The sequence below is a fragment of the Streptomyces sp. NPDC020983 genome, assembly GCF_044333485.1.
Taxonomy (GTDB): Bacteria; Actinomycetota; Actinomycetes; order Streptomycetales; family Streptomycetaceae; genus Actinacidiphila.
The window spans coordinates 100,386-115,764 of sequence record NZ_JBIRRA010000009.1; the positions used below are offsets into that span (position 1 = coordinate 100,386).

The 15,379-nt window shown below is 74.6% G+C and carries 11 protein-coding genes; 6 read left to right on the top strand and 5 right to left on the bottom strand.

Annotation, left to right across the window (positions count from 1 at the left end; genetic code table 11):
* The first annotated feature begins 190 nt into the window (after window positions 1–190).
* Both ACH4SE_RS21475 and ACH4SE_RS21480 read left to right on the top strand, forming a co-directional pair.
* Window positions 191–739 carry a DUF488 family protein gene (locus ACH4SE_RS21475; RefSeq protein ID WP_398545008.1) on the top strand — a complete coding sequence of 183 codons (549 nt, stop codon included), beginning with the start codon at window positions 191–193 and terminating at the stop codon, window positions 737–739.
* 210 nt (window positions 740–949) lie between these two features.
* The gene (locus ACH4SE_RS21480) at window positions 950–2,050 is read left to right on the top strand and encodes an NADH:flavin oxidoreductase/NADH oxidase (RefSeq protein ID WP_398545009.1); all 1,101 of its coding nucleotides are present in this window, start codon (window positions 950–952) and stop codon (window positions 2,048–2,050) included.
* A gap of 57 nt (window positions 2,051–2,107) precedes the next feature.
* Here ACH4SE_RS21480 and ACH4SE_RS21485 read toward each other — a convergent pair whose 3' ends face one another.
* Window positions 2,108–3,517 carry an NAD(P)/FAD-dependent oxidoreductase gene (locus tag ACH4SE_RS21485; RefSeq protein WP_398545010.1) on the bottom strand — a complete coding sequence of 470 codons (1,410 nt, stop codon included), beginning with the start codon at window positions 3,515–3,517 and terminating at the stop codon, window positions 2,108–2,110.
* A 269-nt stretch (window positions 3,518–3,786) separates the two neighbouring features.
* Between ACH4SE_RS21485 and ACH4SE_RS21490 the strand changes: the two genes are divergently transcribed.
* Window positions 3,787–5,208 carry a cellulase family glycosylhydrolase gene (locus ACH4SE_RS21490; protein ID WP_398545011.1) on the top strand — a complete coding sequence of 474 codons (1,422 nt, stop codon included), beginning with the start codon at window positions 3,787–3,789 and terminating at the stop codon, window positions 5,206–5,208.
* Here the strand turns inward: ACH4SE_RS21490 and ACH4SE_RS21495 are convergent.
* On the bottom strand, window positions 5,162–7,264 hold the full coding sequence (locus tag ACH4SE_RS21495; protein WP_398545012.1) for a SpoIIE family protein phosphatase: 2,103 nt from the start codon (window positions 7,262–7,264) through the stop codon (window positions 5,162–5,164). The genes ACH4SE_RS21490 and ACH4SE_RS21495 overlap by 47 nt on opposite strands.
* A 130-nt stretch (window positions 7,265–7,394) precedes the next feature.
* Here ACH4SE_RS21495 and ACH4SE_RS21500 point away from each other — a divergent pair, with 130 nt between their 5' ends.
* From ACH4SE_RS21500 to ACH4SE_RS21510, 3 genes are read left to right on the top strand one after another with little or no spacing between them, the layout of a single operon-like run.
* Window positions 7,395–8,708, top strand: coding sequence for an ABC transporter substrate-binding protein (locus tag ACH4SE_RS21500; RefSeq protein ID WP_398545013.1), 1,314 nt, complete (start codon window positions 7,395–7,397; stop codon window positions 8,706–8,708).
* Window positions 8,705–9,685, top strand: coding sequence for a carbohydrate ABC transporter permease (locus ACH4SE_RS21505; protein WP_398545014.1), 981 nt, complete (start codon window positions 8,705–8,707; stop codon window positions 9,683–9,685). The genes ACH4SE_RS21500 and ACH4SE_RS21505 overlap by 4 nt, the downstream gene beginning before the upstream one ends.
* A complete protein-coding gene (locus tag ACH4SE_RS21510; RefSeq protein WP_398545015.1) occupies window positions 9,682–10,521 on the top strand; it encodes a carbohydrate ABC transporter permease in 840 nt (279 codons plus the stop codon). The genes ACH4SE_RS21505 and ACH4SE_RS21510 overlap by 4 nt, the downstream gene beginning before the upstream one ends.
* A gap of 21 nt (window positions 10,522–10,542) precedes the next feature.
* On the opposite strand, the gene ACH4SE_RS21515 is transcribed toward ACH4SE_RS21510, so the two are convergent.
* The 3 genes from ACH4SE_RS21515 to ACH4SE_RS21525 all read right to left on the bottom strand — a co-directional run bounded on the left by ACH4SE_RS21515 (window position 10,543) and on the right by ACH4SE_RS21525 (window position 15,138).
* Entirely contained in the window at window positions 10,543–11,454 is a 912-nt protein-coding gene (locus ACH4SE_RS21515) for a LacI family DNA-binding transcriptional regulator (RefSeq protein ID WP_398545016.1), read from the bottom strand.
* Between the two features lie 124 nt (window positions 11,455–11,578).
* Window positions 11,579–12,649, bottom strand: coding sequence for a LacI family DNA-binding transcriptional regulator (locus ACH4SE_RS21520; protein WP_398545017.1), 1,071 nt, complete (start codon window positions 12,647–12,649; stop codon window positions 11,579–11,581).
* Window positions 12,646–15,138: a glycoside hydrolase family 2 protein gene (locus ACH4SE_RS21525; protein WP_398545018.1), complete on the bottom strand. Its 2,493-nt coding sequence runs from the start codon at window positions 15,136–15,138 to the stop codon at window positions 12,646–12,648. The genes ACH4SE_RS21520 and ACH4SE_RS21525 overlap by 4 nt, the downstream gene beginning before the upstream one ends.
* Between the last annotated feature and the right edge of the window lie 241 nt (window positions 15,139–15,379).

Sequence of the window (15,379 nt, forward strand, 5' to 3'; positions counted from 1 at the left end):
GGCGGGGCCGGGGGTCCCCCGCGCCCCCGCACCCGCGTCCCCGCCCGCGCCCCCCCCGGCGCGGGGGGGGGCCGCCCCGGGGGTGCGCGGGGGGCCCCCCCCCCCGCAGCAGCCCGGGCCGGGCGGGGGGCGGCTACGGGCGGGGGTCCCGGTCGCGCGGGCGCCCGCGCGGGCGAGGGACCATGGAGGCGTGCCCGCTCAACCGCTGATCACCGTAGGCCACAGCAGCGCGGACCGTACCCGGCTGGCCGGCCTGCTGCTCGGCGCGCAGGTCACCAGCGTGGTGGACGTCCGTACCGCGCCGGGCAGCCGGCGCAATCCGGACATGGGCAGGGAGCAGCTCGCGCAGTGGCTGCCCGAGCGCGGCATCGGCTACCGCTGGGAGAAGGACCTCGGAGGTTTCCGGCGGCCCGCGGCCGACTCCCCCGACGTCGTGTGGCGCAACGACTCCTTCCGGGGCTACGCCGGATACACGCGCGATCCGCTCTTCCTCGCCGCCGTGGACCGCCTGCTGCCGCAGGCCGCCGAGCGGCGGACTGCGGTCATGTGCAGCGAGGCGGTGTGGTGGCGCTGCCACCGCCGGCTCATCGCGGACTTCGCCGTCCTGGTCAGGGGCGTCCCGGTGCTGCACCTGATGCCGGACGGACGCCTCGCCGGGCACCGCCCGACCCCGGGGGCGCGCGTGCGCGACGACGGCCTGCTCGTCTACGACGACACCTCTGCCTCCTCGCGTCCCTGACCCCCTCGCGGACGGCCGCGCGGGGCACCGGCCTGCGCGGACGGGCCCCGGCATCGGCGCCCCCGCCCCGCCGGCCGCGCCCCGCGGTGACGCACGTCATGTCAATGCGTGAACATATACCCGCTCGTGCAAGTATTATGGCGTCAGCCCGCGACGGGGCGGCCCTCCGCCCCGCGCCACGTCCGGCACTGCCGCACCCCCGGAGACCCGATGTCCAAGCTGTTCAAGCCCTTCACCCTGCGGTCGCTGACCGTGCGCAACCGCGCCTGGATGGCCCCCATGTGCCAGTACAGCGCCGCGCCCACGGGAGCGGGCACCGGCACCGTGAACGACTGGCACGTCACCCACCTCGCCGCACGGGCGGCCGGAGGCACCGGCCTGATCCTCGCCGAGGCCACGGCCGTCAGCCCCGAGGGCCGGATCACCCCGTACGACCTCGGCCTCTGGAACGACACCCAGGCCGACGCCTTCAGGCGGGTGACCGCGTTCCTCAAGGAGCAGGGCGCCGTGGCCGGCATCCAGCTCGCCCACGCCGGCCGCAAGGCGTCCACCGAGCGGCCCTGGGTGGACCGCGGCGCCCCGATCCCGGCTGACGCGCCGCTCGGATGGACGCCGGTCGGCCCGAGCCCCCTGCCCTTCTCGCCGGCGTCGACCGTGCCGGAGGAACTGACCGAGGACGGCATACGCCGGATCACCGGGGAGTTCGCCGACGCGGCGCGCAGGGCGCTCGCCGCCGGCTTCGAGGCCGTGGAGATCCACGGCGCGCACGGTTACCTGCTCCACCAGTTCCTCTCGCCGTACAGCAACCGCCGCACCGACGCCTACGGCGGCTCCTTCGAGAACCGGCTCCGCTTCCCGCTGGAGGTCGTCGAGGCGGTGCGTGCCGTGTGGCCGCAGGACCTGCCGGTCCTCTTCCGGGTCTCGGCGACGGACTGGCTCAGCGAGAACGCGGAGGACGGCCGCGAGGGCTGGACGGCCGACGACACCGTGGCCCTCGCCAAGGAACTGCACGCCCGCGGGGTGGACCTCCTGGACGTCTCCACCGGCGGCAACGCCCCCGACGCCCGTGTCCCGGCGGCCCCCGGCTTCCAGGTCCCGTTCGCCGAGCGTGTCCGCGAGGAGACGGGCATGCCCGTCGCCGCGGTCGGCCTGATCACCGAACCCGCCCAGGCCGAGGAGATCGTGGCCTCCGGCCGCGCGGACGCGGTGCTGCTGGGCCGGCAGCTCCTGCGCGACCCGTACTGGGCGCGCCACGCAGCGGAGGAACTCGGCGCCGGGCCGTACGTGCCCCAGCCGTACCACCGCTCCTGACGCCCTTCCCGCACCGGTCCCGGAGGCGGGTACGCCGGCCCGGCCGGGAGGTGCTCGCTACGGGGGCGCGGCCGCGGCCGGCGGACGGACGCGTGTGGCCTCGTCCCAGAGGGAGCGGTCAGGGCCGTCCGGGGCGCCGTCGAAGTGCGGGTGACCGCGCAGCCACTCCTGCAGCCGGGCGCGTATCCGGGGGTCGGCCAGCACCTCGTCCGGAGTGCGGACCAGGTGGCGCACCTGTGCGCGGGCGCGGGCGACGTCCAGGTCGTCACGGGCACAGGCGGGCATGGCCGCGCCGAGGAGGGCGTCACCGGTCACCACGGGCGGGGGTGCACCCCGGACGCCGGCCCTGAGCCGTTCCCGGCCGGCCCGGTCGGCCGCCACCTGGGCGTCGAACCACGGCCGCAGACGGCCGAGCCGCCACCGGTGATAGGAGGTGGGCAGGTCGGGATCGCCCGGGTCGTGGTGGGCGACCCAGCGGGCGGCCCGCAGGGCGAGAGGGATGCCCTGGCCGAGGGTGGGGTTGGTGTGGACGGCGCTGTCGCCGATGCCGATCAGGCCGGTGACCTGCGGGCCGTGCCCGTCGACGAGCGCCGTCCACTGGTTGTTCAGCCCCGCCATGACGTGCACGGGGCTCACCGGCCGGTGGTCCCGGGACAGCCACTCCCGTCCGGCGGGGAAGACCTTCGCCGCCGAGTCGAACACCCGCGGATCCCGCAGCGCGCCGCGCGTGGGGTCCGCGACCGACACGGTGAGCGCCAGGGCGAAGTAGCCGTTGTCGGAGGGGAAGACCCCGCAGTTCGCGTAGGGGGCCGCCGTCCCGAGAACGAGGGGTTCCGCGTCCCGGGCGCCGGGCGGCAGCCGGTACCAGCGGCAGAAGTACGCGATGCCGGTCTCCTGGCTCTCGCGGTGCGCGGGCCGGGCTCCGGCACGCGCCAGCCAGCGCGGGACGGGCGAGCGGCGGCCCGCGGCGTCGATCACCAGGTCGGCGCGGATGTCCCCGGCCGCCGTGCGGACCCCGGTGACGCGGGGAACCACTCCCGGCGCGACGAGCAGCCCTTCGGCGGCGGCGCCCGTGCGCAGCCGGACCGCCGGTTCCGCGCGGACGGCCTGCCCGAGCGCCGCCTCCAGCACGATGCGCCGCGCCCTCAGGGTGACCAGGTCCTCGTCGCCCGCTGCGGCCGGGAAGGGCCCGAACCGGGCGAGTTCGTGCCGCTCCACCGCGCCGCGCCGGAGCATCTCCGCGTAGACGTCGGGGGCGACGTCGCGCAGGACGGCGCGCACCGGCCCGAGGAGGGAATGGGGCTGGAGGGCCTGCGGGCTCCTGGGGCGCCGCCAGTGGAGGAAGTCCGCGTCGAGGTCGGTGCCCGCGCTGCGCGGCTCCCGCTCCAGGACGGTCACCCGCCGCCCCCGCCGGGCCAGGAAGAGGGCTGCGGCCAGGCCGCTCGTCCCACCGCCCACCACGGCCACGTGCACTCCCGGGTCACCCCTCCCCTGTGACGGCGGCACACGCTACCGCACCCTGATGCCGCCTCGGGCCGGGCGGGGACCGAGCCGTGACCGGCCGGAGGGCGCGTGCCCGGCCGCCGCCACGGGGCGGGCCGGTCGAAACCATTGACGACTTAACCGGATAAGTGCTTCGATCGGCTGCGCTCGGTTCACCGGCGTACCGCCGGCCGTTCAGCGCTGCGCACGCGTCGGCGTGCCGTCACCGTTCACTCCAGCCGCAGGAGCCGCCCATGTCCGCGTCCCATCGTCCCCCGCCCGAGGGGACCGCCTCCCGGGTGTCCAGGCGGGCCGTGCTCGGCACCGCGGCGGGCGCCACCGTCCTGGCGGCCGCGGGCGCGACGCCCGCCGCCGCCCAGTCGCCGGCCGTGTCGCGGAAGGCGCCGCGCGGATTCGTGGCCGCCCGGGACGGGCGCTTCGAGGTCGCCGGCCGCCCCTTCCGCTTCGGCGGGACCAACTGCTACTACCTGCACCAGCAGTCGCACTACATGATCGACGCGGTACTCGGCGACGCCGCCGTCATGGGGCTGACCGTGGTCCGCGCATGGGCGTTCGCGGACGGCTCCGGCGGCTCGTACAAGCCGCTCCAGTCCGCGCCGCACGTGTACGACGACGCCGCCTTCGACTCGCTGGACTACGCCGTCCACCGCGCGGGCCGGCTCGGCATCCGGCTCGTGCTCCCGCTCGTCAACAACTGGCCCGACTACGGCGGCATGCAGCAGTACGTGCAGTGGTTCCTCGGCCTCCCCGACGACTCGTACGGCGACGGGACGAACCACGACCGCTTCTACACCGACGCCCGGATCCGGGAGTGCTACATGGCCTACGCCGAGCACGTGACCCGGCACGTCAACCGGTACACCGGGGTGCGCTACCGCGACGACCCGACGATCATGGCCTTCGAGCTCGCGAACGAGCCCCGGTGCCGCAGCGACACGTCCGGCCGGACCCTGCTGGCGTGGGCCGCGGAGATGAGCGCGCACGTCAAACGGCTGGCCCCGCGCCAGCTCGTGGCCGTCGGGGACGAGGGCTTCTACGGCGAGGCCGGCAACGCCGACTACCCCTACTCCGACTACGAGGGCGTCCGGTGGGAGCAGCTGGTCGCCCTGCCGGCGGTGGACTACGGCACGGTGCACCTGTATCCGCAGGGCTGGGGCGAGAACCCCGGCAGCAGGCCGGGCACGGACCCGGTGCAGTGGGGCACGAAGTGGATCACCGACCACCTCGCGGACGGGCGGGCGCTGCGCAAGCCCGTCGTCCTGGAGGAGTTCGGCCTGTCCGTGGACCCGGCACGGGGCGTGGCCGACGAGGCGGCCAGGCTCGCGGGGTACACGGCGTGGACCGACGCGGTGCTCGACGGCGGAGGCGCCGGGGACCAGTTCTGGATCCTCACGTCCCGCGTGGACGACGGTTCCTTCTACCCCGACTACGACGGCTACCGGATCACGTGGAACGCCGATCCAGGGAACCCCGCCCGTGCCTCCGCCGCTCTTTCGCCGCGCACGCGAAGGCCATGGCCGCCCGCGCCTGACGGCGACGGCGGCGAGGACGTCCGGGTGCCGCCGCGAGCCGTGGCGGCACCCGGGAACCCGCCCGTGAATGAACCGCTTAAGTTGCCGTGGGCTCCTCCTCGTAGCGCTGTTCGGTCCAGATGACCTTTCCCCGGGGTGTGTGGCGGGTGCCCCAGCGGTCGGTCATCTGCGAGACCAGGAAGAGACCGCGTCCGCCCTCGTCGGTGGTGCGCGCGTGGCGCAGGTGCGGGTAGGTGCTGCTGGCGTCGGACACCTCGCAGATCAGCGAGGTGCCGCGCAGCAGCCGCAGCCCGATCGGGCCGGAGGCGTGGCGGATGGCGTTGGTGACCAGCTCGCTGGTCACCAGCTCCGTGGTGCAGGCCAGCTCCCCGAGCTGCCAGTCCTCCAGTTGCGCGGCGACCTTCCCGCGGGCCTGCGCGACGGCCGCCGGGTCGGCGGGGATGTCCCACGAGGCGCACCGGTCGGCGCCCAGGACGCGGGTCCGCACCAGCAGCAGGGTCGCGTCGTCGACGGGCCGGGCGGGCAGCATCGCGTCCACCGTCCGCCGGCACAGCTCGTCGAGGGACCGCGTCCGCACCCCCAGCGCCCGGCGGAGCTGCTCGCGCCGGGCCTCCGTGCTGTCGTGCGCAGGCCGCAGGGCGAGCAGGCCGTCGGTGTAGAGCACGAGGACACTGCCCTCCGCCAGTTCCCGCCCCGTGCACTCGAACGGCAGCCCGCCCACCCCCAGAGCGGGCCCCGTCGGCATGTCGGGGAAGTCGACCGTTCCGTCCGGGCCGACCACCGCGGGCGGCGGATGGCCGGCGCCGGCCATGGCGCACTGCCGGGTCACCGGGTCGTAGACCACGTACAGGCAGGTGGCGCCCGAGGTGTCGGCGCGTCCCTCGCGGGCGTCCCGGCCGACCGAGTCGTCGAGGCGGGCCAGCAGCTCCTCGGGCGACAGGTCGAGGTCGGCGAGCGCCTGCACGGTGGTGCGCAGCCGTCCCATGGCCGCCACCGCGTCGATGCCGTGCCCGCGGACGTCGCCGACGACCAGCCCGACGCGGGTCCCGGACAGCGGGATGACGTCGAACCAGTCCCCGCCGACGTCGGTGAGCTTCTCGGCCGGGCGGTAGTGCGAGGCGACGTCCACGGCCTGCTGCTGCGGGGTGCCCGCCGGCAGCAGGTTGCGCTGGAGCGTGAGGGCCGCGTTGCGCTCGCGGGTGTAGCGGCGGGCGTTGTCGATCGAGACCGCGGCCCGGTCGACGAGTTCCACGGCGAGCCGCATGTCGTCGTCGCCGAACGGCTCGTCGCGGCGGCTGCGGTAGAAGCAGGCGATGCCGAGCGTCGCCCCCCGTGCGCGCACCGGGACCACCATGCCGGTGTGCAGCCCGAGGTCGGCGAAACGCGCTTCGCCGTCACCCGCGAGGTCCGTGGCCCACGCCGGGGAGTCCCGGTCCAGCCGGGCCTCGCGCCAGGACATCCCGCTGGTCAGGCTCTGCAGCGGCGGCGACCCGGGCCGGTAGGCAGCGGGGCCGCCGGTCCGTTCGGACCCCGCGCGGCGGTCGTCGTCCACGGCGCGGTGGCCGGCGCGGCGCAGCGTGGCGGCGTCGCCCTCCGCGAGCCTGCCGGACGTGGTCTCACCGCCCTCGATCGCGGTTTCCAGCAGGTCGACGGTGACGAGGTCGGCGAGCTCGGGCACGGCGACGTCGGCGAGCTCCTGCGCGGTCCGCAGGGCGTCGAGGGTGCGGCCGATGTAGCGGCCGGCGCGGTCGAGCAGGGCCAGGCGGAGCCGTGCCCGGTGCCGGGGGGTGACGTCGGTGGCGGTCCAGAGCACGCCCTCGGGGCGCCCCTCGTCGTCGTCGAGGCGCACGAAGGACAGGGAGAAGGCCCGCCGGCGCGCCGGGTCCGAGCGCGTGCGGCCGAGGTGCTCGTAGCCGGTCACCGGCACGCCCGTCTCCAGCACCTGGCGCATCCTCGCCTCCAGGGCGCGCGCGTCCGGGCCGGGGTCGATCTCCGCGGGCCGCCGGCCGATCTGCTCCTGCGCAGGCCCGGCGCCGAGTTCCGCCATCGCGGCGTTCATCCAGGTGCACCGCAGCCCGCGGTCCACGACGGCCAGGCCCACCGGGGCGTGCGCGACGAGGCGGTCCAGCGCCGGGGGGCCCGGGCCCGGCCCGGGCTCGTTCTCAGCGTCACGCGCCATGACCACCCCTTCGTCCGCGTAAGGTCCATTTTCACCACGTTCCCTTCCGGGAGCAATGGAGACGAATTCGTGCGGTATGTTCCGTAACCGGATCCGCGGTCCGATCTCACGGAGGGCGACCGACCACCCCATGTCCCTGATCATGCGCCGTGCCCTGGTCGTCTGGGCGGCGGCCGTCCTGGCCGCGTCCGGTCTCACCGGCTGCACAGCGCGGTCGCCGTCCGCCGCGCACACCCTCACCTACTGGGCGAGCAACCAGGCGCCGAGCCCGGAGCTCGACCGGAAGGTGCTGCGGCCCGAGCTCGACAAGTTCCAGCGGCAGACGGGGCTGCACGTGGTGCTGGAGGTCATCCCGTGGGCTGACCTGCTCAACCGCATCATCGCCGCCGCCGTCTCCGGGCACGGCCCCGACGTGGTCAACATCGGCAACACCTGGTCCGCCTCGCTGCAGGCCACCGAGGCCCTGGTGCCCTTCGACCGGGCCACCCTGGCGGCGGTGGGCGGCCGCGGCCACTTCCTGGCCACGTCGATGTCCTCCACCGGGGCCCCCGGCCGGCCGCCCGCGGCCGTGCCGCTGTACGGGCAGGCGTACGGCCTGTACTACAACAAGCGGCTCTTCGCCGGGGCCGGCCTGCGGCCCCCCGCCACCTGGCAGGAGCTGGTCGACGACGGCCGGCGGCTCACCGACGCCGGCCGCGGGCGCTACGGGCTCGCGGTGGTCGGGGCCAGCTACACCGAGGGCTCGCACTTCGCCTTCATCTTCGGCAGGCAACACGGGGCGGAACCGTTCGTGCACGGCGAGCCGCGGTTCGACAGCCCGGGGATGGTGGCCGGCGTCCAGCAGTACACCGACCTGGTCGCACGGGACCGGATCGTCGACCCCTCCAGTGTCGAGTTCGCGATCGACACGCCCTTCGTCGCCGATTTCACCTCCGGCAAGGCTGCGATGATCATGGCGCAGTCGAACGTGGACACCGCCATCCGGGCGAACGGCATGAAGCCGGCGGACTTCGGTGTCGAGCCGATCCCGCTGCCCGACCCGCTGCCGGCCGGCGGGCAGCGCATCAACAGCCACGTGGCGGGGATCAACATCGCCGTCTTCGCCGGTACCGGCAACCGCGACGGCTCGCTGAGCCTCGTGAGGTTCCTGACCTCCGTGCCGGAGCAGCGCATCCTCAACAAGGCCTTCGGCACGCTGCCGATCACGACGGACGACTACTCCGACCCCGCCTTCAACACCCCCGCCGCCAGGACCTTCAGGAGCGTCCTCGCGCACACGTCGGCCCCCATGCCGATGGTCCCGGAGGAGGCGCAGTTCGAGACGCTGGTGGGCAACGCGGTCGCCGCGCTGCTCGCGGACGCCGGCTCCGGCAAGGCGGTCGGGCGGGCGCAGGTGAAGGCGAAACTGTCCGAGGCCCAGAGCCAGATGGAGGGCCTCGGATGACGGGCGCCCGGCGCTCCCCCACCACCGCCGCGCGCGCCCGGCGGCAGGCCGCCGTACCGTACCTCTTCCTCCTGCCGGCGCTGCTGCTGGAGCTGCTCGTCCACGTGGTGCCGATGCTGGCCGGCATCGGCATGAGCCTGCTGCGGCTGACGCAGTTCTACATCCGCGACTGGACCAGGGCCCCCTTCGCGGGCCTGGCGCACTACCGCCTCGCGCTGGACTTCCACGGTCCGGTGGGTGCGGCCCTGCTGCGGTCGCTCGGGACGACGCTGCTCTACACGCTGGTCGTGGTGGCCGGGTCGTGGGGCGTCGGCTTCGCCGCCGCCGTGCTCGCGCAGGACGCCCGCCGCGGCCGCGGGGTGATCCGCGCGCTGTTCCTCGTGCCGTACGCGCTGCCGGTCTACGCGGCCGTCATCACCTGGTCGTTCATGCTGCAGCGGGACTCCGGCGCGGTGAACGCCGTCCTCGTGGACGGCCTGCACCTCACCGGCAGCCGGCCGTTCTGGCTCATCGGCAGCCACGCCTTCTGGTCCGTGTCCGCCGTCGCGGTCTGGCGGACGTGGCCGTTCGTCTTCCTCGTCGTCACGGCCGGGCTCCAGCCCATCCCCCGCGAGCTGTACGAGGCCGCCGCCCTGGACGGCGCGGGGATGCTGCGGCAGATCCGGTCGGTCACGCTGCCCTGGCTCGCACCGGTCAACGGGGTGCTGCTCGTGGTGCTGGCGCTGTGGAGCTTCAACGACTTCACGACGCCTTTCACCCTCTTCGGCGCCTCGCCGCCGCAGTCGGCCGACCTGCTGCCGGTGCACATCTACCAGGCGTCTTTCATCACCTTCAACTTCGGTCTGGGATCAGCGATGTCCGTCCTCGTCATGGTGTTCCTGGCGGCCGTCGCGGGCCTGGGCGCGCTCGCCCTGCTCGCCACCCGGCGCGTGCGCGCGGCCCGCCCGTTCGCGGCGGGGCACCGGCAGCCGTCGTGATCACCCCCCCGTGGTTCCGCTGGGTGCGGCGCGCCGGCCTCGCGGTGCTCGCGGCGGCCGTCCTCTTCCCGCTGTACGTGATGGCCGTGTCGTCGCTGAAGCCGCTGGGCGACGTCGAGGGCCCCTTCACCTGGTGGCCCTCGCACCTGACGGTGCAGCCCTACGCCGACATGTGGCGGACGGTGCCGCTGGCCGACTACTTCGTGAACAGCCTCGTGGTGTCGGTCGGCGCCGCGGCCGCCTCCGTGGTGGTCGCGCTGTTCGCGGCGTACGCGATCAGCCGCTACCGCTTCGCCGGACGCCGCACCTTCCTCGGGGCGATGCTGTTCACCCAGATCCTGCCGGGCATCCTGTTCCTGCTGCCGCTCTATCTGATCTACGTCAACATCCACCGCAGGTTCGGACTCCAGCTCTTCGCCACCCGCACCGGGCTCGTCATCACCTACCTCACCTTCTCGCTGCCCTTCGCCGTGTGGCTGCTCGCCGGCTACCTGGACTCGATCCCGCGGGAGCTGGACGAGGCCGCGATGGTCGACGGGGCCGGACCGCTCGGCGTGCTGCTGCGGGTGATCGTGCCGGTGGCGGCGCCTGGCGTGGCGGCGGTGAGCGTCTACACCTTCATGACCGCCTGGGGGGAGGTCCTCTTCGCGTCCGTCCTGACCGACGAGCACACCCGTACGCTCGCGGTGGGCCTGCGCGCGTACGCGGGCCAGTCCGACGTCTTCTGGAACCAGGTCATGGCCGCGTCCCTGCTGGTCAGCGCCCCGGTGGTGATCGGTTTCCTGGCGCTCCAGCGCTTCTTCGCCCAGGGGCTCACGGCGGGCGCCGTCCAGTGACGGACCGGCGGGCGCGCGGCGTCACGCCGAGGCCCGGCGCACCAGTTCCGTGCCGAGGACGACCTCGCGGCGCGCGCGGTCCGGGTCGGCGATCTCGTCCAGCAGCAGCCGGGCCATGGCGCGCCCCAGCTCCTCCGTGGGCTGCCGCACGCTGGTCAGCGGCGGATCGGTGCCCCTGGCCACCTCCGAATCGTCCCAGCCGATGACCGCCACGTCGTCCGGGACGGCACGGCCGGTCTCGCGCAGTACGCGCAGTGCCCCGGCCGCCATCACGTCCGAGGCCGCGAAGACACCGTCCACGTCCGGCCTGCGGCCCAGCAGCGCGGTCATGGCGGCCGTCCCGGACTCCTCGCCGAAGTCGCCCTCCTCCACGAGGTCGTCCTCGGCGGCGAATCCGGCCTCCTCCAGCGCTCGCCGGTAGCCCTCCAGCCGGGCCTGGGCACCCTGCTGGCCCAGATCCCCCGTGATGGTGGCGACGGTGTGGCACCCGCGGGAGAGCAGGAGATCGACGGCGTTGTGGGCGCCCCCGACGTTCTCCGCGTAGACGCAGCTGAGCGTCTCGCCGTCCGCGCGGCGGCCGCCCAGGACCGCCGGGATCCCCAGCCGCTCCAGCATCCCCGGAAGGGGGTCACGGGCCTGGACGGACAGCAGCAGCGCCCCGTCCAGCGGACAGCCTTCGAGATAACGCAGGAGCCGCGCACGTTCACGCTCCGTACGCACCACGACCAGCAGCACCTGGAGGTCGGTGGCCGAGAGCCCCTCCACCGCACCCTCGGTGATCGCGGCGAAGTAGGGTTCGGCGAACAGCCGCGCGTGCGGCTCCGGCGCGATCAGGGCCACCGCCCCGCTGCGCGGCCGGCCGTCCCGGGGCGCTTTCCGGGAGTGACCGGGCAGCGCCTCGGGCGCGGAGGGTCGTCCGGTCGTCCGGCCCATCGCCTACGCCTCCCTCCGGTAGGGCTGCCCCCCTCCATTCTGACCCCTGCGCGCTCCGGCGGTACCGGAGCGGGCGGGAGCCCCGGGAACAGGGCACGGCGGCGTCCCCGCGCAGGTGCCCCGGTCAGGCTCCGTCCCGCGTTCCGGGCCGGAAGAGGGGGCCGGGGCGCCGGGGCACGGCCGTCGACCCGCGCGGCCGTACGGTCGCGGCGGCGGGCGGGACGGGCTCCGGGCCGGCGCCCCCGATGACCCGCAGCAGGCTCCGGGCGGCCCGTACCCCGTAGTCGTGCAGGTGGTGACGCGCCACGGCCAGCGGCGGCCGGGTGATCCGGCACAGGGCGGAGTCGTCCCAGGCGACGATGCTCAGCCCGTCCGGTACGTGGACTCCCAGCTCCTTCGCGACGCCGAGAGCGGCGATCGCGGCCATCGTGCTCTCGTAGATCACGGCGGTGGGGGCCTTCGCTCCCAGGAGCAGCGTCCGGGTGACCCGCGCCAGGTCGCCGCCCGCGCCCTGGGCCACCGTGACGGCCTCCACGCCCAGCTCCGCGCAGATTCCGGAGAAGGCCTCCGTGCGCACCGTCGTGTGGCCGAGGAGGAGGGAGTCGTCCGCGGCCCAGGCGATGTGCCGGTGGCCCAGCGCGGCGAGGTGGCGCACGAGGGTGTCCATGCAGGCGTCGTCGCCGCTCCACACCGCCGGCAGTCCGCCGGTGAGGTGCGGGGGCCCGGCGACGACGACGGGCAGGGACAGTTCGCGCAGGAGCGGCAGGCGCTCGTCGTCGTGCCGCACGTCCACCACGATCGCGCCGGACACGCGTTGCTGGAGCCACCACCGCCGGTACACCTGCATCTCGTGCCGGACGCCGGTGGCCAGGCACAGTTCGAGCGCGTGGCCGGTCGTCGCGAGCCCCTCGCCGATCCCGGCGATGAAGTGCGTCCAGAACGGCTCGTGGCCCAGCTCCCGTGGCGACCGGGTGAGCACGAGGCCGACGGCCGTGTCGCGGACCCCGCGCAGAGCGCGGGCGGAGTGGTTCGGACTCCACCCGAGCTCCGCGGCCGCCGCCAGCACCCGCGCCCGCGTGGCCGCGGAGACCCCGGGCCTGCCGTTGACGCTGAGCGACACCGCGCTCCTGGAGACTTCCGCCCGCCGCGCGACGTCCTGGATCGTGACGGAGCGACGGCCCGGTGGGACGCTCACCGCGCCCGCCGGTCCGGCCCCGCGTTGACGCAGAACAGTGCCGCCCGCGCCGCGGCCTCGCCGGGCCGGTCCCACCCCGTGACCCGGAAGACGGCCTCCTCGCCGGGGAGCAGCGTGACCCGCCCGCGGTCGGCCACGGCGCCGGGAGCGAGCCGGTCGGCCTGGAGGACGAGATCGCGCAGGACGGTCGCGGCGGTCACGGTGATCCGCACGGCGCCGTCCTCCCCGCCGGCGGCGTCCGCCGCGGAGATCTCGACGGCGAAGCGCGCCTCGGGGTAGGCGAAGTCCTTGTCCGCGGCGGTGAACCGGACGGCCCTGAGGCCCTCGCAGTCCGCGACCCAGAACTCCTTGCCCGCGTCGGCGTCCTGGGTGAGCCGTCCGGGAAGGGGCAGGTGCACCACCGACCGCGCCGCCGCCTCGAACGGCAGCGTGGCACGCGCGGTGACCGTGCCGTCGGCGCGCACCCGTGCGACCTCGGCCCGCGCCGCCCACGGCCGCGCGCCCTGGTTGACGACCGTGAGCACCGCGCCGTCCGCGGTGTCGCGCAGGACGGTCAGGCGGTCGGCGTAGAGGCGCTGCAGCTCGTAGTAGAGGGGCTTCGGCCGGCCGTCGCCGTCGACGGCCGCCCAGGACGTCACCGGCCAGCAGTCGTTGAGCTGCCAGACGACGCTGCCCGCGCACAGCGGCCAGTGCGACCGCCAGTGCTCGATGCCGGCGGCGACGGCCCGGGCCTGGTTGAGCTGGGTGAGGTAGTGCCATGCGTCGAAGGAGGCCGGTTCGCCGAAGTACGGGGCGACGCCCCGGGCGAGCTTGCCGTTGCCGTCCTCGGCCTTCTGGTGGTGCAGCATGCCGGGCGAGTCCGGGGTGAGCGGCCGGTCGCTGACGGAGCGGAGCACGGTCTCGTAGGCGGGCGGGGCCTGCCAGCCGAACTCGGCGACGAAGCGCGGTACCACGGTGAGGTAGTCGGTGTAGGGGCGGCGGTTCCACTCCTCCCACAGGTGGGTGGTGCCGTGCGCGGGGTCGTTGGGGTGGATGTCCTCGCTGCCCGACCACGGCGACCCGGCCCAGTACGGCCGGGTGGGGTCGAGTTCGGCGACGATGCGCGGGAGCAGGTCGAGGTAGTAGCCGCGCCCCCAGGTGGCACCGGCCAGCGGCTCCTTCCAGTCCCAGTCCTCGTGGCCCCACAGGTTCTCGTTGTTGCCGTTCCACAGGACCAGGGAGGCGTGCGGCATGAGCCGGACGACGTTCTCGCGCGCCTCCGCCTCGATCTCGGCGGGCAGCGGCCCTTCCTCCGGGTAGGCGGCGCAGGCGAAGAGGAAGTCCTGCCAGACCATCAGTCCCAGTTCGTCGCAGGCGGCGTAGAAGGCCGCGTCCTCGTAGATCCCGCCGCCCCACACCCGGACCAGGTCGACGTTCGCTTTCCTGGCCTGCTCCAGGCGGGTCCGGTAGCGCTCCGGGGTGATCCGGGCGGGCAGGGCGTCGTCGGGGATCCAGTTCACACCGCGGGCGAAGACGGGGATCCCGTTGACCCGCAGCGTGAAGGCGCTCCCCGCCTCGTCCTCGGACGTGTCGAGTTCGACGGTCCGGAAGCCCACCCTGCGCCGCCAGCGGTCCAGGACCTCTCCGGTGCCGGCGTCCTCCAGCCTGACCTCCAGGTCGTGGAGGCGGGGAGCGCCGAGGGTGTGCGGCCACCACAGCTCCGGGCCGGGCACGTGCAGCGTGCCGGCGGCGGTGGACTCCCCCGCCGGGACGGCGATCTCGGCGCAGTGGTCCCCGACGGCGGTGACCAGGCGCAGGGGACGCCCTTCGCCCGCGCCGGTGCGTTCCAGCGTGACGCCGACCGTCACCCGTCCGTCGCCGTCACGCACCGTCACCTGCGGCCGGACCACCGCGAGCCGGGCGGTGCTCCAGCTCTCCACGCGTACGGGCCGCCACACACCGGCGGTCACCAGGGTCGGCCCCCAGTCCCAGCCGAAACTCGACGCCATCTTGCGCACGTAGTTGAACGGCTCGGGATAGGCGTTGGGGCGGGGTCCCAGTTCGTCGCGCAGGGTCTCGGCCGCGGTGTAGGCGGAGTCGAAGGTGACGACGAGGTCGGACGGCCCGGCCGCGAGGTCGGCGGTGACGTCGAAGCGGTAGGAGCGGTGCATGTTCGCCGTGCGCCCGAGGGTCCTGCCGCCCAGGCGGACCTCGGCGAAGGTGTCCAGGCCTTCGAACACCAGGTCCGTGCGCTCGTGGGAGCCGTCCGAGCCGTCGAGGCGGGTGGCGTACTGCCACGCGCTCCGCCCCACCCACGCCACGGCGTGCTCGTTGGCGTCCAGGTACGGGTCGGGCAGCACACCCGCCGCCAGCAGGTCGGTGTGCACGCAGCCCGGCACCTGCGCGGCGAACACCGTGTCCCGTACCGCCGCCACCGGCAGGCCGCCGTCCGCGGGCGGGGTGTGCATCCGCACCGACCAGGGATGCGGCAGGGCTGATTCGACCAGCATGAGGACTCCAAGGGAAACGACAGGGCGACGAAGGGCCCGGTGTCCGTCCCGCCGCGGGGCCGGGTTCCGCCGGTCCGTGGCGTCGCGCGGCTCCAGGGCCTGGGCAGGCGACAGCCCTCCGGAGGGGCGGCCGAAACGGCGCCGCACCGGCTGGCTGCGCGCCAATGTAATCGGGCGATTCATGGATGTCTATTAACCGGTCTAGTTATGCTGTCCCGGCAAGTGAAGCGGTCTAGACACA

Coding starts and splice junctions, on each gene's coding strand:
- ACH4SE_RS21515 (WP_398545016.1), bottom strand. CDS start 11,454: ATGGGCCGGACGACCGGACGACCCTCCGCGCCCGAGGCGCTGCCCGGT.
- ACH4SE_RS21505 (WP_398545014.1), top strand. CDS start 8,705: ATGACGGGCGCCCGGCGCTCCCCCACCACCGCCGCGCGCGCCCGGCGG.
- ACH4SE_RS21480 (WP_398545009.1), top strand. CDS start 950: ATGTCCAAGCTGTTCAAGCCCTTCACCCTGCGGTCGCTGACCGTGCGC.
- ACH4SE_RS21490 (WP_398545011.1), top strand. CDS start 3,787: ATGTCCGCGTCCCATCGTCCCCCGCCCGAGGGGACCGCCTCCCGGGTG.
- ACH4SE_RS21495 (WP_398545012.1), bottom strand. CDS start 7,264: ATGGCGCGTGACGCTGAGAACGAGCCCGGGCCGGGCCCGGGCCCCCCG.
- ACH4SE_RS21525 (WP_398545018.1), bottom strand. CDS start 15,138: ATGCTGGTCGAATCAGCCCTGCCGCATCCCTGGTCGGTGCGGATGCAC.
- ACH4SE_RS21500 (WP_398545013.1), top strand. CDS start 7,395: ATGTCCCTGATCATGCGCCGTGCCCTGGTCGTCTGGGCGGCGGCCGTC.